Source organism: Paenibacillus sp. V4I5 (assembly GCF_030817255.1).
Classification (GTDB): domain Bacteria; phylum Bacillota; class Bacilli; order Paenibacillales; family NBRC-103111; genus Paenibacillus_E.
Window position 1 is genome coordinate 1,732,355 of sequence record NZ_JAUSZB010000002.1, and the last position, 19,955, is coordinate 1,752,309.

The 19,955-nt window shown below is 43.5% G+C and carries 19 protein-coding genes; 10 read left to right on the top strand and 9 right to left on the bottom strand.

Annotated elements, in window-relative coordinates; all coding sequences use genetic code 11:
• Window positions 1-131 precede the first annotated feature (131 nt).
• Together QFZ78_RS10080 and QFZ78_RS10085 are read left to right on the top strand one after the other, a co-directional pair.
• Window positions 132-932: an AraC family transcriptional regulator gene (locus QFZ78_RS10080; protein ID WP_307555610.1), complete on the top strand. Its 801-nt coding sequence runs from the start codon at window positions 132-134 to the stop codon at window positions 930-932.
• Window positions 933-984: 52 nt separating this feature from the next.
• Window positions 985-1,608: a DsbA family oxidoreductase gene (locus QFZ78_RS10085; RefSeq protein WP_307547106.1), complete on the top strand. Its 624-nt coding sequence runs from the start codon at window positions 985-987 to the stop codon at window positions 1,606-1,608.
• An 88-nt stretch (window positions 1,609-1,696) separates the two neighbouring features.
• Here the strand turns inward: QFZ78_RS10085 and QFZ78_RS10090 are convergent, their stop codons facing one another.
• The gene (locus QFZ78_RS10090) at window positions 1,697-3,088 is read right to left on the bottom strand and encodes an MFS transporter (protein ID WP_307547108.1); all 1,392 of its coding nucleotides are present in this window, start codon (window positions 3,086-3,088) and stop codon (window positions 1,697-1,699) included.
• Window positions 3,089-3,312: 224 nt separating this feature from the next.
• Between QFZ78_RS10090 and QFZ78_RS10095 the strand changes: the two genes are divergently transcribed.
• Together QFZ78_RS10095 and QFZ78_RS10100 are read left to right on the top strand one after the other, a co-directional pair.
• The gene (locus tag QFZ78_RS10095) at window positions 3,313-5,400 is read left to right on the top strand and encodes an LTA synthase family protein (protein WP_307547110.1); all 2,088 of its coding nucleotides are present in this window, start codon (window positions 3,313-3,315) and stop codon (window positions 5,398-5,400) included.
• A 60-nt stretch (window positions 5,401-5,460) separates the two neighbouring features.
• Window positions 5,461-5,844, top strand: coding sequence for a YmaF family protein (locus tag QFZ78_RS10100; RefSeq protein ID WP_307547112.1), 384 nt, complete (start codon window positions 5,461-5,463; stop codon window positions 5,842-5,844).
• Window positions 5,845-5,918: 74 nt separating this feature from the next.
• Here QFZ78_RS10100 and QFZ78_RS10105 read toward each other — a convergent pair whose 3' ends face one another.
• The 3 genes from QFZ78_RS10105 to QFZ78_RS10115 form a co-directional block, all read right to left on the bottom strand.
• Window positions 5,919-6,764 carry an aldose 1-epimerase gene (locus QFZ78_RS10105; protein ID WP_307547114.1) on the bottom strand — a complete coding sequence of 282 codons (846 nt, stop codon included), beginning with the start codon at window positions 6,762-6,764 and terminating at the stop codon, window positions 5,919-5,921.
• The gene (locus tag QFZ78_RS10110) at window positions 6,649-6,900 is read right to left on the bottom strand and encodes a hypothetical protein (RefSeq protein WP_307556125.1); all 252 of its coding nucleotides are present in this window, start codon (window positions 6,898-6,900) and stop codon (window positions 6,649-6,651) included. Before QFZ78_RS10110 ends, QFZ78_RS10105 begins: the two co-directional genes overlap by 116 nt.
• Before the next feature lie 82 nt (window positions 6,901-6,982).
• On the bottom strand, window positions 6,983-7,984 hold the full coding sequence (locus tag QFZ78_RS10115) for a CPBP family intramembrane glutamic endopeptidase (RefSeq protein ID WP_307547116.1): 1,002 nt from the start codon (window positions 7,982-7,984) through the stop codon (window positions 6,983-6,985).
• A 42-nt stretch (window positions 7,985-8,026) separates the two neighbouring features.
• Here QFZ78_RS10115 and QFZ78_RS10120 point away from each other — a divergent pair, with 42 nt between their 5' ends.
• From QFZ78_RS10120 to QFZ78_RS10125, 3 genes are read left to right on the top strand one after another with little or no spacing between them, the layout of a single operon-like run.
• On the top strand, window positions 8,027-9,178 hold the full coding sequence (locus QFZ78_RS10120) for a sensor histidine kinase (protein ID WP_307547118.1): 1,152 nt from the start codon (window positions 8,027-8,029) through the stop codon (window positions 9,176-9,178).
• Window positions 9,179-9,188: 10 nt separating this feature from the next.
• Window positions 9,189-9,386, top strand: coding sequence for an ATP-binding protein (locus QFZ78_RS38485; protein ID WP_373461015.1), 198 nt, complete (start codon window positions 9,189-9,191; stop codon window positions 9,384-9,386).
• Between the two features lie 14 nt (window positions 9,387-9,400).
• Window positions 9,401-10,099 (top strand): response regulator transcription factor, encoded by a 699-nt coding sequence (locus tag QFZ78_RS10125; protein ID WP_307547120.1) that lies wholly within the window; start codon window positions 9,401-9,403, stop codon window positions 10,097-10,099.
• On the opposite strand, the gene QFZ78_RS10130 is transcribed toward QFZ78_RS10125, so the two are convergent.
• Window positions 10,096-10,962, bottom strand: coding sequence for a YitT family protein (locus QFZ78_RS10130; RefSeq protein ID WP_307555612.1), 867 nt, complete (start codon window positions 10,960-10,962; stop codon window positions 10,096-10,098). The two genes, QFZ78_RS10125 and QFZ78_RS10130, sit on opposite strands and share 4 nt — an antisense overlap.
• A 234-nt stretch (window positions 10,963-11,196) precedes the next feature.
• On the opposite strand from QFZ78_RS10130, the gene QFZ78_RS10135 reads away from it, so the two are divergent.
• A complete protein-coding gene (locus tag QFZ78_RS10135; RefSeq protein WP_307547121.1) occupies window positions 11,197-13,308 on the top strand; it encodes an LTA synthase family protein in 2,112 nt (703 codons plus the stop codon).
• A gap of 152 nt (window positions 13,309-13,460) precedes the next feature.
• On the opposite strand, the gene QFZ78_RS10140 is transcribed toward QFZ78_RS10135, so the two are convergent.
• Together QFZ78_RS10140 and QFZ78_RS10145 are read right to left on the bottom strand one after the other, a co-directional pair.
• Window positions 13,461-14,480, bottom strand: coding sequence for a Gfo/Idh/MocA family protein (locus tag QFZ78_RS10140; protein WP_307547123.1), 1,020 nt, complete (start codon window positions 14,478-14,480; stop codon window positions 13,461-13,463).
• 24 nt (window positions 14,481-14,504) lie between these two features.
• Complete coding sequence (locus QFZ78_RS10145) at window positions 14,505-15,281, bottom strand: sugar phosphate isomerase/epimerase family protein (RefSeq protein ID WP_047673902.1); 777 nt, start codon at window positions 15,279-15,281, stop codon at window positions 14,505-14,507.
• A gap of 135 nt (window positions 15,282-15,416) precedes the next feature.
• Here QFZ78_RS10145 and QFZ78_RS10150 point away from each other — a divergent pair, with 135 nt between their 5' ends.
• Window positions 15,417-16,217 carry an AraC family transcriptional regulator gene (locus tag QFZ78_RS10150; RefSeq protein ID WP_307547124.1) on the top strand — a complete coding sequence of 267 codons (801 nt, stop codon included), beginning with the start codon at window positions 15,417-15,419 and terminating at the stop codon, window positions 16,215-16,217.
• A 203-nt stretch (window positions 16,218-16,420) separates the two neighbouring features.
• A complete protein-coding gene (locus tag QFZ78_RS10155; protein ID WP_029198041.1) occupies window positions 16,421-16,648 on the top strand; it encodes a hypothetical protein in 228 nt (75 codons plus the stop codon).
• Window positions 16,649-16,683: 35 nt separating this feature from the next.
• Here QFZ78_RS10155 and QFZ78_RS10160 read toward each other — a convergent pair whose 3' ends face one another.
• A complete protein-coding gene (locus tag QFZ78_RS10160; protein ID WP_307547126.1) occupies window positions 16,684-17,199 on the bottom strand; it encodes a DinB family protein in 516 nt (171 codons plus the stop codon).
• 509 nt (window positions 17,200-17,708) lie between these two features.
• Window positions 17,709-19,904 (bottom strand): alpha-galactosidase, encoded by a 2,196-nt coding sequence (locus QFZ78_RS10165; protein ID WP_307547129.1) that lies wholly within the window; start codon window positions 19,902-19,904, stop codon window positions 17,709-17,711.
• Window positions 19,905-19,955: the final 51 nt, after the last annotated feature.

Consider the following 19,955-nt stretch of genomic DNA (forward strand, 5'->3'; position numbering starts at 1 on the left):
TTATTTTGATTATTAGTATAAGAATAAATACATTGTATTGGATTATTATCAGGCTTAAAATATAATATTCTTACGCACTTATATAATAAAATGGAACAGGACCGTGAAAAATGCATAAAAGATATGAGTTAATGCCTTCAACTGCGCAACCGTTTCCATTATTTATTGAAAGCATTGGTCACCATGAGGATCAAGAAAAGTTATTAAGACCTGAGGGGTTTCCTAGTTACCATTGGCTGCAAACTTATTCAGGTGAAGGGGAATTCACTATGGATGGGAAAAAATTCCGCTTAACAAAAGGTTCTGGGGTATTGTTGCTTCCAGATGTACCTCATTCTTATTGGGCTGTGACTGAACAATGGTGCACGCAATATGTCACATTCGGAGGGACTTGTGCAGATGCCATTCTTCGTTCTTTTGATTTGATGGAGTCTGCTATTTTTCGGTGGGATGAGGAAGGTCCATTGCAAGTGGAAATAGGACGAATTTTAGCTAATATGGATGCAGCTCTTGAATACTCGGGGTATGAAGCCTCTGCGGATTTATATCATTTTCTAATGCAGCTAAAAAAGCATGGACAAATCAATAACCGCGCCTCTATTCGCAATCAGATGGTCCAACTACAGCCATTATTGAATTGGCTTGAAAGTCACTACGATAACCCTGATATCGGACTTGAAGAAATGGCTGGCATCCTAGTGATTACACCTAGACACATGAATACATTGTTTCAGCATGCCTTCGGGCTATCCCCTTATTCCTATTTAATTATGCTGCGTCTTCGCAAATCCAAAGAGATGCTATTGAAACAGCAGAATCAGACTGTCAAGGATGTGGCTGCGCAAGTAGGTTTCCGAGATACAAGTCACTTTGTCGCGAGTTTTCGCAAGCATGTCGGACTCACACCCGAGCGTTTCAGGCAAATGAATTAGTGTGCTATAATAAAAATATAGTAACTATTTATTCATCAAAGGAGTCTAATCTATGATTATTGAAATATTTCAAGATATTGTTTGTCCATGGTGCCGTATCGGCAAAAAGAATTTAACTGATGCGTTAGCCAATTTTACATCAGAGCCTGTTGAAATCCACTATCGTGCTTACCAGCTCGACCCTTCAACACCTACGGAGGGTTCACCGTTCCGTGCTACTATGCTCCAAAAGGTCCAGGCGGATGAATCTAAGCTGAACGGCATGGTGCAGCAGGTTACACAGGCTGGTCAAGCATCGGGATTACATTTCGATTTCTCCAAAGTTGAGAAGATGCCTAATACATTAAAGGCGCATCAGCTCATCGCTATCGCACCGGAAGATCATAAAAAAGATCTGGTTGACGATTTGTTTAAAGCTTACTTTGAAGATGGAAAAGATATTGGGAATGCGGATGTTTTGCTTGATTTTGCTGAGAAAATCGGCATGGATCGGGAACAAACCTCCACTCGTTTAAGTGCAAAAGAAGGGTTAGAGCAGGTCGAAGTTGATCTTGATTTTGCCAGACAAGCTGGCGTTTCGGGGGTTCCCTTTTTCGTCATCAATCGTAAATATGCACTTACTGGCGCTCAGCCTTCGGCCACCTTCCTGCAAGCCCTGCAGCAAATTAGTGAGTAGCAAACGGAAGAAGACGTTTAAAACAAAACAAAAACCGACTCTCTCATTATTGAGAAGTAGTCGGTTTTTGTTTGATAACACGAAGGGATTAAGCTGTGTATAGCTTTTTCCCAAATATTTGCTTATAGAACAGTGCACTTATAATCACTACAGCAGCAAATATAAGGAGAAGATTGCTGTACGGCACAGCTTTCATTGTATTCAAAATCGGATTCTTGTAAAACTCCATCATGCCGCCATCTAACAGTTTGGCAACAAGTGCCGTTCCTACCGCGCCTGAGATAAACGTAATGAGGTTGAACAATCCCATCCCTACCCCCGTCTCATGCACCTCCAACGTCAAGGAAACACGATTAGCTAAAGCAGTCTGAATAAAGGAAAAACCAACATAAGTAGGAAGCAGTGCTGCTGAAATGAGCCAAGGTGAATGACCTATCGTGAGGGCAATAGCCGCGAGACTTACAAATAGAAGCCCCATTCCAATGTACACAACGAAGTTATTTCCTTTCTTGTCTGCTAAATTACCGCCTATTGTTCCAAACACAACAGCGCAAATGGCACCAGGGAACAGAATGAGACCGATCATACTTGTACTCAAGTCATTTACTGTCGCCAGCATCAATGGAATAACAAACATAATGCCCATCACTGTACAGAAAATGAGAAAGCCAACGATCAAACCGCCACGAAGCAGTTTGTTACGGAACAAGGCAGGCTCTATGAAAGGCTCTTTAGCTCGGCGAATATGTGTAACAAACCAAATGAATAAAACCACACTCGCGGCCAAGTAGTACCAATGAGGGAATGACAAATATACCGTGATACCCGCAACGGAAAAGGCAACGAGGACCGCACCAAGAATGTCGACACTTCCTTCTTTTCGCTTCTCCTCAGGTAATATCTGTCTGAAGAAAGGAATTGAAATCAGTGTAAATAGTGGAATGATAAATAGATAAGTCCAATGCAAGGTTGATGAGACAAATCCGCCAATAACAGGGCCTACTGCAATAGCAAATGATACGGTAGATGTTAAAATTCCGAATATTTTCCCACGATCCGTAGGAGAAAAGTATCGAGCAACCACGACCATGATTAATGCCGGAATAGCCGATGCGCCTGCACCCTGAACCGCGCGGGCAAAAATGACGGCTGGATACCAAGCTTGAAGAAGAAAGCCCAGAGCGGAACCTACACTATAGATGACGATTCCTGCAACAATTAGCTTTTTCAAGCTAAAAATATCGGATAACCGGCCATAAATAACCGAGCCTATCCCAAAGAAAATAATAAATGTGGTGAGTACCCAACTCACACCTGTCGGGGTAATCGCGTATTGCTTGGCGATCGCTGGCGTGGAAACGTTAAAAACGGTTTCGTTCAACACCGCGAAAAAAATAAGAAAAATAATCCATGGCACAGCCTTCTTGGCATCTATAACCTTTTCTTGTGTCATGTCTGTTGCTGTAGCAACATGCTGCATGGTTTCCACCTCCATTTTCTATGTCTCCAGCCATCTTATTATAAGGGTTTCTTATATTGACTGAAAAAAACAATTACAATCAACTAACTGTAATATTTTTAATAACAATTAACTGTAATGATAAATATTATAGTTAGGTCTGTCAAGGGTTATCTTTCATCTTTTTCGAAAATATAAGATAATGGACGAATGTAACTGGCTCAATTAGAACAGGAGTTCAACGAATGACTAATTTACTTCAAACACTTAAGCATGTACCCTCTCGCATTTTGATTATTGTATTACCTTTTCTACTGATGGGCATGGTTGAATACTTGGAAAGAGGCTCCTATGAAGAACTTCATAAATGGGTCATGTCTCACCCACTTACCATGGTTCTTGCCTACTTTGTTGTTGGTACGATGTATTTGTTCCTTATTGCATTAACGGGTCGAAGCCGGTTATCCTTTTGGATGCTTTGTGCAATTTTGCTTCCTCTAGGAGCAATTAGCGGCAGTAAATTAAAAGCCATTGGAGCCCCTTATTATCCATGGGACCTCGTATTTAAAAATCAAATCGTTGCGTACAAGGCATTTTTGCAAGGGTATCTTAATGTTAGAATATTGGGCACAGTTGTGATCTCCCTCGTGATAATTGCTTTATTATTTCATTTGGTTTTCCTGCATCGACGTATCCAATTCACTTGGATTGAACGTAGTATTTATGCCGTTATTGCCATCATCATGGCGACTAGTCTTTATTCGGACAAGCCTATTCCTTTCATGAAATTATATGGCATTTACACGGTGCCATGGGATCAAACAATCACCTACGACGAGAATGGATACTTGTATTCCTCTGTACAAATGTTAGGTTTTCTGAAGGTCGCTAAACCAGAAGGATACAGTAAAAAAGCAATCACATCCATAATGGAGCAGATTCCTGAGAAAAAACCAGCAAGTGACAAAAAGCCAAACATCATTGTGGTACTTGGAGAAGCTTTTTGGGATCCCACAATCATGAAGAATATCACATTTAGTCGAGATCCTATACCCAATTTGCATCAGCTGCAAAAAACATTCACCAGTGGTTGGATGTTATCTCCACAATTCGGAGGCAGCACTGCAAATGTTGAATTTGAAGTTTTATCGGGTAATTCCATGCGATTCTTTGGGAAATCACCGGATAAAATATTACCTTACATCCAGTATATGAATCATGGCGTTGACTCTTTAGCCAGTATAACAACGAGGCAGGGCTATACGGCCACCTCAATTAACCCGTTCTTCAGCTATTTCTTCGATAGCAGGAAGGTGTATAAGCATTTTGGGTTTTCACGTTTCATAGCTAGTGAGTTTTTTCCAAATGATTTTGAAGGACCGAACTATGCGGACCGAGCTGTTGTAAAGAAGATTATTGAGGAAACGGAGAAAAGCCAAGGGCCTGATTTCATTTTTGCGAACACGATGGAGAATCATCATCCCTTCAAACCAGGGAAATTCATCAAAAACACGATTGAGGTTAAAGGAGATATTACACCTGAATCCAAAGGTATTTTGGAAACATACGCCCAGGGTATTTCGGGTACTGACAGAGCGCTTCAGTCACTAGTGGACTATTACTCAAAAAAATCAGAGCCGACGATCATTCTCTTTTTCGGAGATCATTTACCTTTTTTCGAGGAAAATTATAAGGTTTACCGTGATGCTAAATATGTCCTTCCTGATGATCCAGATTTGTATACGAAGACACACTACACGCCTTTCTTGATTTGGAACAATTTCCTGCCTGCAGATCAAGAAAAAACGGATCTAAAAATGAGCCCTTCCTTTCTAGGCCCTAAGGTTCTTCAAATGGCTGGTGTTCAGGGCAGTTACTACACAGACTATCTCTACGATTTGTCACAAAAAATGCCAGTCATTCCGCCAAATGAGATGTGGGACAAGTATCAAATCAAAGAAAGTGATCTCTCTGGCTACATGAAGCTCCAATACGACAACTTATTCGGAGGCCGTTATGGGTACGAAGCCAAGGGCATTAAAAACACGATTGTACAACCTGGATATACTTTGGGGTACGGCGATCCCGTTATAACAAAAGTGAATCGAAGTGAAAACAAACTTCAGGTAGTTGGTAAGCCATTTTATTCTTCCTGTAATGTTTATATTGATGGAGTAATGTTTAAATCCAATTTTGATGGTGATGATACGCTTTATGTCGATCTGTCGGAGAACCCACCTTTAGAGGCCGGAAAATCTCATAAAGTTGAAGTGCGTATTCATGATGATAAAAAGATGAAGATCGGCCAATCTAACCTTTATCCGCTCCCCTAGTCATGACTCTAGCCCCCCTCGAATAGGATGAAGCATATCCTGTAGCCGAGGGGGTTTTTCATGCACCCACGTATCCCACCTGCTCATGTTCATTTCTTCGAAATAATAACTTCAGAAGAATTAAAACATCATCATTTATTGCGACTATATACGTTTAATGTAAACGGTACGGCTTACGACAATCACGTACATCAATACCAAGGCATTTCCGGCATCCGATATGGCCATTATCATGCCTATTATGGTACGACAGGGCCTGCCATTCCACTCCAGGATGGAACTCACTTTCATTTACTTGATGGCACTGTTGAGCTGAACGCTTACAACACCTCGCGTGGAGGTGCACTGGTCAAATCTAAGCAAATTGAAGGTCTTATTCAGGAGCTGCACCAGCACAGTTACACTGGTTATTCATCTGTTGGTATGAGCTATGAGCCTTGGTGAGTCATCTTGAAATGGAAAAGTAAAAGAGTCAAGTATAAAGGCTGAAGCGCCTTCCCTTGACTCTTTTTTGAGTGTTACTGCAATGGTTCAATATGGATAGACCAATTGAATTTGAATGATTCTCCGGCTGCTAAGCCTTGGGCACCTGAAATTTCTGGTGAAAAGGGCTCGTTGAACACGTTCATGATACTTGTATAAGGTTCAAGCGATACAGCTTCGGCCCACGGCGCTGTGAATAACACATGAATGGGAAACTTGTCTCCCATATCATACACGAGCTTAGTCCCCCGAGCTTCATACTGAAGCTCGCAGGTTTGCGGGCCCGGCTCGATGCTTAGCATCTGCGAGCCGCCTGGGTAATTCGGCAGCTCCGTGACGAGCGTGCCTTCCTGCAGCGCCGCAGTGAGCGGCGAAGGCGCGGGCTCCGCCGCCGCGTAGCCATCCGCGCTGAGCGGCCACTCCGCTGCCGCGGGGATCACGACCCGCACGCGGCTGGCTTCGCCCTTCGCGAACGCGAAGTACGGGTGAAAGCCAAGAGATAGCGGCATCGTTTGGCCGCTATGGTTGGCGATTTCACCGCTGAGCGACAGCGTACCGTCCTTCAGACGGTACGTGAAGCGAAAGCATGCGGTGTGTGGAAAATACGCCAGCATGTCCGGATGCTCCGCGAAGTTGAACTCCGCGGAGACATAAGCCCCGCCAGCGGCATCCGCGCCGCTGGCAATGACCTTCCACGGCCGCTCGCGCAGCTCGCCGTGGGCGTGGTCCGGCTCCCTATTCGCGGGGAGCCTATACTCGCGGCCTTCAAAGGAGAAGCGCCGCAAGCTTGACGCGCCCCGGCGGGAACAGAATGGGCACGCCGTAGCGAGAAGACTTGACGCGAAGCTCAGCCAAGCTGCCTGGCTTCGCGATGTAGGCATGGTTCCGCACATCGAAGCGGAACAAATGCAATCCGACGGCCGGGATGATTTCGGCCTCGGCCTGGGCATGATGGTCGACTAGGCGAAGGGTCGACTCCCCGTCCCACTCGCTGTTAATAATCTCGTACTGACTCATAATGAATCCTCCTTAGTGTCTTACATTAGCAATTCTCGCTTCAGAAGCATAAGCATAACGTTCTTGTTTTCTTAAGCATTACTTAATTCATTTGCATTTGCCTAGCACGTCTTTGATAGTATGTAGATATCAAAACAATTCCAAGTATAAGGATTAAGGTGGTGACCAAGCTGCCTTCAGCTCCAAAATCCCCTCCTGAAATAAGTGAAGCTCCCTGTATCTCGGTCTTAATAAGCGACGACATCGGTGTACCAGATACTTCAAATCCGAGGATACAGCCCTGAAAAAAATTCCAAGACAAGTGCATTCCTATCGGCATCCACAAACCGCCCGAGTACTCTCGACTTATGGCGAACAATAAACCTGCAAGCAGTAAATTTAGGATTGGAAGCGGCGAACTCCACATACCAGGATTAAATGTATGCAAAAAGGCAAATACAACTGTTGAAACCGTTATACCAGAAATGGCGCCAAACCGTTCCTTCACCAGCCCTTGTAAATAGCCGCGTGCGAATAACTCTTCATTAACAGCAACCCCTACGAAAAGTAAAAAACCCCACGCCAGTTCGAACCCGAGCGTTCCAGTCCATTGAAACGACACGATTTTAATCCCACCCAGCAGCCAAATCCCTGCACTGCTGATCGTAATAAGTAAAGCGCCTGCAGCGAAGCCTTCTCCGAATCTTCTGCCAAGCAAGTGAGAGTGAAGTCCAAGTGCCCAACCTTTACGTCTTTCGAAAATGGCATACGAAAGAACAACCCCGCTAATAAAACCGATAATTTGCGCCCATAAAGCTGCCTTTATAAAGAATGGATCCCCAGCAACTCCTGCCATACTAATATCAAGAGCAGGATGCCTCAGAATCGCTACAACCGCGGCTGTAATTGATAATAGCACGGTAATCACAACAATGAAAACGAGGGTCAATAGTACTTTACCCACAATCGTCAGAATGGATAAGGACTTTCGCTTCTTTACCTCGATAAGGTTCCACTCCCTTCTAAACCACTTATTCGAGAATAATCGCCTATTTCCTGCCAACTCACGAAGGAAAGGATGCTCTTGTGCAAATGTTGGCTCCATGCCACAATAGAAGAAACATCTGATTCATTTGACGGAGGAAACATGCTTTTTGTTCTATTTGCACTCTGGATCATCGCGTTGGGGCTTGTCATGGTTGATCCACGATCCAGTACAATGCGTTGGATGAGCGCTATTGCTTTTACCGGTGGCTTTGGCGGTCTTGCTGCTGTTTTGTCTGAAACCTTTATCCCCTATGTCCAGCAAACAGTACCCAACCCATCCATTAGTGCTCTACTTTATCGCATCATGGGCATTAGCTCACTGATATCTTACTATGGCTTGCCATATTCATTTGCCATGCTTTCTTTGCGTTATAACGCGTCCTGGCAGAAACCAACCATTCAGACGTGGCTGCCAATTGGCCTACTCATTCCTCCTATTGCCTGTATACTTTTCACACCCAGTTATACGGAGGAAATGCCCATTACCTTCCCCATCGTAGCCTCCTGGGCTGTTCCTTATATTTTCATTGGTGCTGTACTCATTGTAATCAAAACAGAACGGCTTCCGGCTATGAAGCGAACGCATTTGTTCACCTGCTTAGCCCTCCTTCCGCCTATTCTTTGTGTAGGCATACTTAATTACGTTATGCCAAGCTTCGGTTTTTACCGTATGTGGGTCTATCACGTATGGATTCTTGCTTTCGTTGTGCCTTTTTTCGTGTTCACCTTTTTCAAATACGGTTTTCTCGGAATGCGTCTGCTCATCGAACGTCGCAAGCTGGACTCGACACTCCGCGCCATCACATCAGGAACCGCGATTTTAAACCATTCGATTAAGAATGATGTTGGGAAAATGCGTTTGTTCCTCGAGAAAATGAAACAACATGCCGAGGAAACGAATCAGCCAGAACTTATGCTGGACATCGATGTCGTTATGGGGGCTTCCATGCATATCCGTGACATGATTAGCCGCGTACACGAACAAACACAGGAGCTCCCTCTTCGGGTATCTGCAGTCGATTTAGCGGAGCTTATTAATGAAGTCCTTCTTCCTCTTGGACCTTACCTAAGTAAAGTTCAGGTGAACCAGAGCATCCCTGAAAACTTAATTCTTCAAATTGATCCCATGCAAATTAGTGAAACGTTAACTAATGTACTCATGAATGCGGTAGAAGCTATGCCCAAAGGCGGCGAGCTTATAATTAAATCGTTTCATGCTAAAAAGAACATTATTTTTGGAAATAAGAGATAACGGAATAGGTATGGAGAAATCCGTACTGAAACAAGTATTAGAACCGTTTTATACGACCAAAAGTGGCAGTCATAGCAACTTTGGACTCGGACTCGCCTACTGCTATAGTGTTATGAAGAAACATGGGGGGGCCTTGGAATTAAGCAGTTCGCCAGGGAAAGGCACGAGTGTATTTCTAACATTCCCCGGCAACCGACTAAAGAAATAAAGGGGGATTCCTACTTGGAACCAATTCGTATTTTGATTGTTGAGGATGACCTTGACTGGCTTCGCGGCCTCAAAGCCTATTTGAATCGTCAGCCAGATTTGAGAGTGGTGGCCACCGTATCAACAGCAGAAGAAGCAAGGGAACTATTTGCTAATGCGGAACCAGGAGCCGATGTCGTTCTTATGGATATCATGCTGCAAGATGAGCCCGCGGGCATTGGACTTGCTGAACAAGCGCTCTTATCATGGGGAGTCAAAGTGATTATGCTTACCTCGATGGAGGAGAAAGATTTCATCTTCCGTTCCTTTCAAGCCGGCGCTATTGACTACCAGATCAAATCCCGATTCGAAGAGCTTCCCACCATCATTCGAGCCGTACATGCACGTCAATCTTCGATTAACGCGGCAGTAGCTGAACAGATGCGAGAGGAATTCCGCAGGCTCAAACGGTTAGAGCACCAATTCAAAGTCAAAGAAGTCAGCGATCTAATCACGCCTACAGAGCTTCAGGTTCTGGAAATGATTGATCAAGGACATACGCAAACGGAAATTGCAAGCCGCTTTTTCATATCTTTGCGAACCGTCAAAATTCATGTGGGGCATATCTTGAAGAAACTAGGTAGTCCGAGCAGCAAAGATGCCGCAAAGAAAATCAGAGACTTAGGATTGTTTGAACGAGGAAATAAAACGGGCGAAGACGGCAAAGGGGACTAATGGATGTCCCGCTTCTTGAAACGTCCGCCCTTGACATCGTGGATATTGCCAACTGCGAGAAACGCTGCAGGATCGAGCTCATCCACGATGGATTTCAACTTCGCTTCCTCCAGCCGTGTAATTACACAGAAGATGACCTTCTTGTTATCTCCCGTGAAGCCGCCTTCCCCTTCCAAATAAGTGACACCGCGCCCTAAGCGGTCCAGAATAGCTTCACCTATTTGTCTGAAGCTGTCACTAATGATCCACACGGACTTCGACTCATCAAACCCTTCAATGGTCACATCAATCAATTTATAAGCAATAAAATAAGCTATAAGAGAATACATCGCACGATCCCAACTGTATACAAAGCCTGCGCTGCCTAGAATGAATAGGTTGAAAAACATCACAATCTCGCCAACGGAGAACGGTATCTTTTTGGAAACGAGTATCGCAACAATTTCTGTACCATCGAGTGAACCCCCGAAACGAATCACCATACCTACTCCAATACCGAGAATAATGCCGCCGAATACAGCTGCAAGCAAAGGATCATTGGTTAGCTCTTTCACTGGGTGTAGCAGATACGTTCCTGTGGACATGACCAGAATTGCGAAAAACGTAGATAATGCAAACGTTTTTCCTATTAATTTATATCCGATAAACAGGAATGGAAGATTTAATAAGGTCAAAAATATCCCGACTTGAATATTGGTTAGATAAGATAAAATGATGGATATCCCCGTGATGCCCCCATCAATAATTTTGTTAGGGACTAAGAAAATCTCCAATCCAATTGACATAAGCACAGCACCTAAAAATAAAAACACGCTACGTCGAAGAAAAGCTCTTTTTGTCATTCTTCGATGCTGCATTTGCATTGCTTTTTTCACATATTGAACTTGTCCCTCCGCCATGCAATCCCCTCCATTTCTCTATCTTCTATTCTTACATTTCTCGACAAAACCATCTTTTTCCTGCCTATTAAAACTTTTCTTTGTTACTTTATTATAAAAAATGTTAGATATAATACCATCGAATATTACCTTCAGCCATGGTATAATGATGGCTGTTGTCATTTACAATTTCTTAATTTGAAAGACATAGGAGAATATATGAACCAGCACATTAATCGCTTATTGCTTCTGACCCGGCAACGATTGCCACTATTATTAATTGCCTTAATTCCAGTAGTGATCATGGAAATTTTGAGCCGCGGGCATTATATAGAAATGATTACTTGGAGTTATAAGCATCTGCTTGAACTGCTATTCAATGAATGGATCGTCATCAGCTTGTTATTGTTGTTCATCGCCATGATTGGCCGAACAAGAGTTGCATATTGGGTCATCTCAGGTATACTTCTTACCTTGGCACTCATAAGCGGCGTAAAATTGAAAATATTAGGTGTCCCTTTAACACCATGGGATATCGTCTTGGCCGGCGAAGCGTCAGATATGGTGAAATATATCCAGAATATTCTAAGCTTTAAAATATTGGTAATCCTTCTTCTTTTCCTCACAGCCAGTTATTTTTTATTATACCGCACGACCTTATTCTCGAAAAAGGTTGCACTAAAAGAACGAGGAATCCTAGCTGTCATTGCGATTGTTATGTTGTCTGCGGTTTACACGGATCTACCTCTTCCGATTCAGAAATGGTGCGGTATCAAAGCATCCGTATGGAACCAAGTTGAGAACACCAAAAAGAACGGCTACGCATTAGCAACGTTTCTGAATACCAAGTCGATGTTTACCGATAAACATGAAGGTTACGATGATAAAGCTGTTGAAGCTATTGTCAGTAATTCACCTAAGCCGATTAAAGCTGGGGATCCAAACAACCCTGTAAAACCAAACGTTATTGTCGTGTTAAGTGAGGCTTTCTGGGATCCAACCGTTATCAAAGGTGTGGAATTCAGCCGTGATCCAATTCCATTCTTCCATAAGCTGCAGCAGACGGGGACAAGCGGCACGATGCTTTCACCGCAGTATGGCGGGGGTACAGCCAATGTCGAGTTTGAGGTTTTGACAGGTAACTCCATGCGTTTTCTGCCGCAAGGTTCTATCGCCTACAATCAATTCCTTACGAATGAAGTAGATTCCTTGGCGAGTATTTATGCCCGACAAGGCTACACATCAACAGCGATAAGTCCATTCTACAATTGGTATTTTAACAGCAATAAAATATATAAGTACTTTGGCTTCTCCAAGTTTATTCCAATCGAATACTTCAAGCCTAACTATTCTGGTCCTTATATCGCAGACAGCGAAGTTGCTTCCAATATTATACATGCAACCAACCAAAGCGACGGACCTGATTTTGTATTTGCAAATACAATGGAAAATCATTTCCATTTTTTCCCTGGAAAGTTTCCAAAGAATACAATTGATGTTACTGGCCATATATCCCCTTCTTCTCAAGGTATGCTCGAGACACTTGCCCAAGGTATCAATTCCGCGGATAACATGTTGAAGGAATTAGTTGAATACTACGAGAAAAAAGGTGAACCAACAATTATCGCTTTCTGGGGAGACCACTTGCCAGCACTCGGTGATGATTATGCTACTTACATTGACACTAAGTATATTAGCGGCAAAGACGATCCTGATTTCCTGAAAAAGATGTACAGCGTTCCGCTCGTCGTATGGAACAATTTTGACCAAGGGCGCAAAGATACATTAAATATTAGCCCTTCTTTCTTAGGCCCTTATCTCATTGAATTATCCAATCAACAAGGCAGCTTTTATACCGATTATTTAAGTCAACTTTCAAAAAAAATTCCTGTCATACCACCGAAAGATCATTATGAGGCAATGAATATTAATGAACAGGACCTCAAGGATTACGAGACTTTGCAGTATGATATCATTTTCGGCGATCGACATGCTTACAAGGATTATAAAATTCCCATTATAGATTCCAAGTATATGCTCGGATTTGGACCGATCCTTCTTGATAAAGTCGAATCAGATACCCAGGATCTATCTGGACGTTCAAGTGTAACCCTAACGGTGAGGGGAAGCAATATCCCAGCCCTTGGCTATGTTACCTTAAATGGCAAAGCTGTTCCAAGCACATGGCAAGATGAACATACACTGACTGCCAAGGTTGAAGGCCATTTACTCAAGGCTGGAATCTGGGACATTCAAGTAAATGTGAAAGATTCAAAGGAAACTATCGTTGGTAAATCAAACACATTGCCTATCGAAATTGGTGGGCGTTAAGCAAAATTGGACGCAAAGACCCCTTTTCTCTAATAAGAGAACAAGGGGTTTTTCTAATTTAGGAAGCGATATGAATGAGGAATTCAAACTCCAAGGATAAAAGAAAGCTCAATCCACGAATGGATGAGCTTTCTTTTATCCTATGACCTTTATTACAGAGAGATAACTTTCCCTGTTGCTTCGGATTCGAAGGCTGCAAGGATGACTTGTAAGGAACGAAGTCCCTCTTCGCCGGAAATACGCGGCTTTTGACCTTCCAGAATGCTCGTTACGAACTCATCAATAACGCCACTATGCGTTTGTTTCTCGTTCGTTGCGATTTGTCCGACTTTATAACGTTCAACCGTACCATCACGAAGCTCAACGATGACTTGGTCATTCGGATCGGTATCAATTTTGATGACACCATTCTCGCACCATAACACGGTTGAGTTGTCTTGACCTTTATAATAAGTCCAGCTAGCGACTAGTGAACCAGTTGCGCCGCTTTTCATGCGTAGCAAGCAAGTCGCGTTATCGTCAACATCTGTACCTTCTTTATGCAGGGTACCGACGAAAGCAGCTACTTGTGCAACCTCATCAGCAAGTAACCAACGAATTAAATCTGACTTGTGTACGCCAAGATCGCCCATCGCACCCATCGTTGCTTCCTCTTTACGAAAGAACCAGCTTTCGCGTCCGTCCACGCTCCATCCTTCCGGACCTGGATGTCCGAACGATGTACGGAATGTCAGCACTTTACCCAATTTGCCGGAGTTCAGAATTTCTTTGGCTTTGACATGTGGAGGCATCAGGCGTTGGTTGTGACCAACCATCAAAAACACGCCATTTTTCTTTGCCGCTTCAATCATTGCCTCTGCTTCTTCTGCCGTTGACGCCATTGGCTTCTCAACCAATACATGAGCGCCTGCATTTGCAGCGGCAATGGATACTTCCGCATGGAGAAAGTTCGGTGTACATACACTAACTGCATCCACTTTCTCCTGCTTCAACATTTCGGTATAACTGCTGTATGCTTTGCCGCCGTGCAGCTGTGCAAAGTGCTCCGCTCTCTCCAGAACAGGATCAACGAAAGCAACGAGTTCAACATTCGAATTCCAAGCATATTCCGGAATGTGTCTATGTTTAGCTATAGAACCGCAACCTACTACGGCTACCTTAATTTTACTCATATTTATTAATTCTCCTTTTAATTGTTAGTTATGAACATTCGTGTAATGCTCTTTGACCCAGTTCAAGCTATTCTCAACACTTGTAAGTGGTGGCTTCTGGCAGTGATCCTGCTCAACAACAAGCCATTCCACGCCTGCTTGCTCAGCTGCTTTAATCACTTTTTCCAAAGGAACATCGCCTAAGCCCAGCTCTAGGGTTACTAATTTACCTTCTGCATCTTTCGTGAAATCTTTGAAATGAAGCAGCGGTAATCGGCCTGCATATTTTGCTATGTAGGCAAGTGGATCTTGACCAGCGAATTGAACCCAACAAACGTCCATCTCTACGTTAATTGCATCTTCACCTGTTTTGGCAAACATCGCATCAAAGACGAACTCGTCATTCACTTTATAATGAAATTCGAAATCATGATTGTGGTAAAGGAATTGCAAACCTTGTTTATTCGTTTCTACGGCAATCGCCTGGCATTCAGCAATTAGTGCTTTCCATTGATCTGCTGACTCGCGTTCCTCAGCACCAACATACGGGCAGATTGCGTATTTTGCACCGATTGTTTTCAAGTAGTCAAGTTCCCCTTGCAGATCTTTACGAAATCTCTCTAAACTTACGTGACTACCGAATGCTTTCAAACCCAGCTCATCCAGCAGCTGTTTGAGCTCTGCAGCAGGCTTACCATAATACCCAGCAAATTCTACGCCTTCATATCCTAACTTCGCTACATGACGAAGTGTGCCTTCCAGATCTTTCTCCATATCATCTCTTAATGTATACAATTGCAGGCCAATTCCTAAACGTCCCATTTGTTCTCCTCTTTTCTTATCATCCATATTTTGATAAATCGAACACGATAGAATTAGTATAATGGATCATAGCCTTATATGACCATTCACGATATAATCAAAACATCTCTTATTTGGCTATGAAAGGTGAAAACAATGGAAACTGAGGTCTTAACCTGCGGCTATTCTTTTCATATGGAACCGTTTAATGTGAGTACCAAATCAGGTCTCAATTCTTATCTTTTCCGTTTACAAACAGAAGGCACTTCCGAGGTTCTAGTGGATGGCCATATGCAGCGAGTGGAAGCTGGTCATTTACTCCTTTTTCAACCGGGAGAACCTTATGAACTTCGTATCGAACACACGTTGGATCAACCTAGCAGTAAAATCGCCAGTGGAGACTACTACGTATTCTGTAAAGGCCCTTGGATCGATGCATGGTGGAAGCGCAGCCTCAAACAAACTTGTACGCGCATCGACTTAGATGCTCGGTTAATTTCGCTATGGCGGCAGCTTATTCTCGAGAAGCGAAGAATGGAAGAAGAGAACCACGAGCTTAGCGGCTATTTGCTGCAAGCACTTTGCCTATATGTAGAGCGTGCAGCAACGGAAACCGTCTCTTTACAAGGCCGCCCATTTACCGGGACACGTATGAAAAGGTTCATTGAAGCACAAGCTACTGCTACTTTTAAAGTAGATGATGTTGCCAACCATGTTGGACTCAGCGTCTCCCGCGCGGTTCATTTGTTCAAAGAATGCTTTGGCAAAACCATGATCCAATATGCCCTTGAAGTGCGCTTATCCAGTGCTGTGGAACGCATGCATGATAGTTCCATGTCCCTGGAACAAATCGCCCTAAGCTGCGGTTTCGGCAGCTACCCCTACTTTCACCGAGCATTTAAACATAGATTTGGGATATCCCCCAAGCTTTTTCGCCAAAACGCTCAGCAAAATTAAAAAATGATCGAATTCACAAATATTTCAAGAAATGCTATCTAAGAGTGAAACATTTCTTCTTTCTCACCCGTATAAGCTTATGAGAAGTAAAAATACATTGAAATATATGGTTTTGTTTCAAAATTGTAAAACTATTTTAAGGTTAATTTAATAATATTCATATATGCTAGACCTATATCCAATTCCTAGGATGGTGAAAAATGATGAAAATGTTTATTACAATTCACAACAAACCAGTGCCAGTCTACTCAGATGAGAAAAATAAAAAGAAATTCAATTTGTTGAAATCCGCACTCGAAGCGAAAGTGACCAAAGGAAGAGCAACGATTAAGAAATGTTTGGACTCTATCATTAGTATTGAGATCGTAGGTTGTGAAGCGATTCTCCATTCTTTTAATGAGCGTGACTCCCTTGCATTATCCCTTTACTAAAAAAAACGAGAAGTCCTCAGGACTTCTCGTTTTTTTTAGTAATTGTATTTTTGTTGGACGACGCCAAGATGATGCTGAGCATGACCAGCTATCACATAGGCAAGCGCGCGGGCAGAGATTTCCTTGTTACTAGCTACCCCTTTACGAGACCAGGCTGCTTCTGAGATTGTTTTTAGCAGAGAAAATGTAGCTTGACGAACGGCTTTAAAGTCGTTTACCAAATCCTCGATCGATAGTTCGTCGAAGTTAGTATTTGTGATGAATAAATCCTGATCAAATCCTGGTAAATTCGTTGTATCTCCACGAGCAATACGCAGCATCCGATAACTCATAATCCGCTCCGTATCTGTCATATGCCCCAAAACTTCCTTCAAGCTCCACTTCCCCGGCTCATATCGATAAAGCCCTTGCTCATCACTAATCGGTGAAAACAAAGCGACAACAGCGTCTAATTGACTGTGTAAGAAGGACAAATAATCGCCTTCCGGAACTTGACTAATATAACCAGTAAAATAGGGTGAGTATTCCTCACTACCAGGTCTCTGCAGCATATCGAATGAATCTCCCTTCGTGATAAAAAAATAGAATTTATGTATATCCTTATCATATCGTAAACTAAAACAAATAAGAAGCCAGCTCAGCGTTTAAAATGAAAAGCGCAATTGAACTATACGCTTTGCTATTCATAGTTTCTGTGGTATCTACAAACGCTAGACATACCTCTGATAGTTTTCAGTGGTATACAACCCTTTTCTACTTTTTCAGCTATGTCATTCTGTGATATCTACAATTTTGCTTAAAAAGCATGTAGGTAGTCCAAGTGATTGTGTGGTCAGAGCGTTCCCTATGCGCTCCTATAGTATAGTCTTGGAAAACCTGGATTCACTTCTAACTGAGTCAAGGGGATAGTGGTTCAGGACCACCCCAGAGTTCCAGCTATCTGAGCTAAAGGGATAGTGTACATAGTTATCTCCAACTCCGACCAAATGTGCATCTATCCATATTCCGTGAAACGAAAAAACGCTGACCTCAGTTAAGAAGTCAGTGTTTTTTTACTGGTTTATAATGGCTTGTGTTCGAGCAGCCAAATTTTACTTTGGAAGTCTCCATGGAGACCAGAGACTGGCAGTCCGGCGTAGAGAAGATGATCGCCAGGGTACTCACCTTGCAAGCCTGCGATTTGGTAATCGAAGGATGGGTTAAGTCCTTTGAGCCGCAGCCTTTTGAGAGGTGCATTGGGCTCAGCGAGCACGCGGAAGTAAGCGACCATAGCTTGAGTCTTGTCTTCAGAAACGATCATCCAAGCAGTTTCGTTGCCTTCGAATGGACTGAGTAAGCGGTACATGTCGCCGAATTGGACGAGCGGGCGGATATGTTTATAATCGGCAATTTGCTTTTTAACGATTTCTTTTTCCTCGTCGCTAAACTTGGTTAGGTCGAGTTCGTAACCAAAGTTGCCGGACATCGCAACATCGCCGCGCATTTCCAGAGATGTCTCACGGTGAACTTGATGATTAGGTACGGCGGATACGTGCGCTCCCATTGTACTAACAGGATAAACGATGCTCGTCCCATACTGGATTTTCAAACGGGAAATGGCATCTGTGTTATCGCTTGTCCACGTTTGCGGCATATAATACAGCATGCCTGGGTCAAACCGGCCACCGCCACCGGAGCAGCTCTCGAACAAAATATGCGGGAACTTGGTCGTTAATGTTTCAAGAACGCTGTACAACCCAAGAATGTAGCGATGAGCGGTTTCTCGTTGTCTTTCCGGAGGCAGCGCAGCGGAGCCAATTTCGGTCATATTACGGTTCATATCCCATTTGACGTAAGTGATCGGCGCGCTGCTTAGGATATCACTAATCATTCTCGTGATCGCAACACAAACATCTGCACGTGAAAAATCCAATATTAATTGCTGACGACCTTCTGTGCGTCTGCGGTTCGGTACATGTAGGCACCAGTCTGGGTGTTTTCGGTATAAGTCACTGTCTGGAGAAACCATTTCTGGTTCAAACCACAGCCCAAACTCAAGTCCCATCCCATTGACTCTAGAGACGAGGTCCTCTAGTCCACCCGGCAGTTTGGCTTTATCAACGACCCAGTCTCCCAAGGAGCTGTTATCGCTGTCTCTTTTGCCGAACCAACCATCGTCAAGAACGAATAGCTCGATGCCAAGCTCTTTGCCGGCACTGGCGATGCTTTCGATTTTATCCGCATTAAATTGAAAATAGGTTGCTTCCCAGTTATTCACGAGCACAGGTCTTGTCCGATCACGGAATTCACCGCGGCAAAGCCGAGTACGGTAAAGCTTGTGATACGTTCTTGACATGTCCCCTAGACCAGCGTTTGAATAAACCATTACAGCTTCAGGCGTTTGAAAATGTTGTCCCGGCTCAAGCAACCAGCCAAAATCAAATGGATTAATACCCATGGATACACGTGCTGAACCATACGGCTCAACCTCTGCATGGGCAGCGAAATTGCCACTATAAACAAGGCTGAAACCATACACATCGCCATGATCTTCATTAGCATCCTTGGAAAGCAGTGCAACAAAAGGATTGTGCTGATGACTACTCGATCCGCGGCGACTTTCTACAGTCAATTTACCTGGCGCTAAGGGTCTTCTCTCGATATGTCGTTCTCTAACCCAACTACCTGAAAGCTGAAGAAGATCAAAATCGCTATGCTGATAATCAAGGCTCATACTAAGCGCTCGAAGCAGCTTTAGATCTCCGGATCCTTCATTTACGAATCGTACCGATCTAGTCATCGCTGCATGCTGCTCAAATATCGTATAGGTAAGAATGACCCGAAGGCCAATGACAGAATCAACGAGTTCAAGCTCTAAGGTTTCCGCTTCATCTTCTTGCTCTACATATGTCGCAGGAAGCTCCTCGAGCCCCGGTTTTCCTTGGTAGATTCGATGCTTGTCATAGATGAGCTCAGAAATTGTAGATCCATCAGGAAGAGCAACTTGATAAGCAGGCTCCCGATAATCACTTGTACCGTATGCCGGGTACTCTTGAGGTAATGTATCGAAAGAAATGCTGCGATCCTCGGGTACAGGATTTGGTGAGAACGAACATCTCTCCTGAAATTGGAGGATCGAAGCCAATTGACCTGATCGGATGGGGCGTCCCCAGTAAACATGGGCTGGGTAAGCGGAATTGATTAGTTGAATAACATAGCTCATTTGCTTGTTTTGTAAATGAAATAATCCTTGAGTTGGTTCAAATGTAATTCGCATGATATCCCTCCTACCTCCTATTATCATATCCCTTCGCGAACAAAACTATGG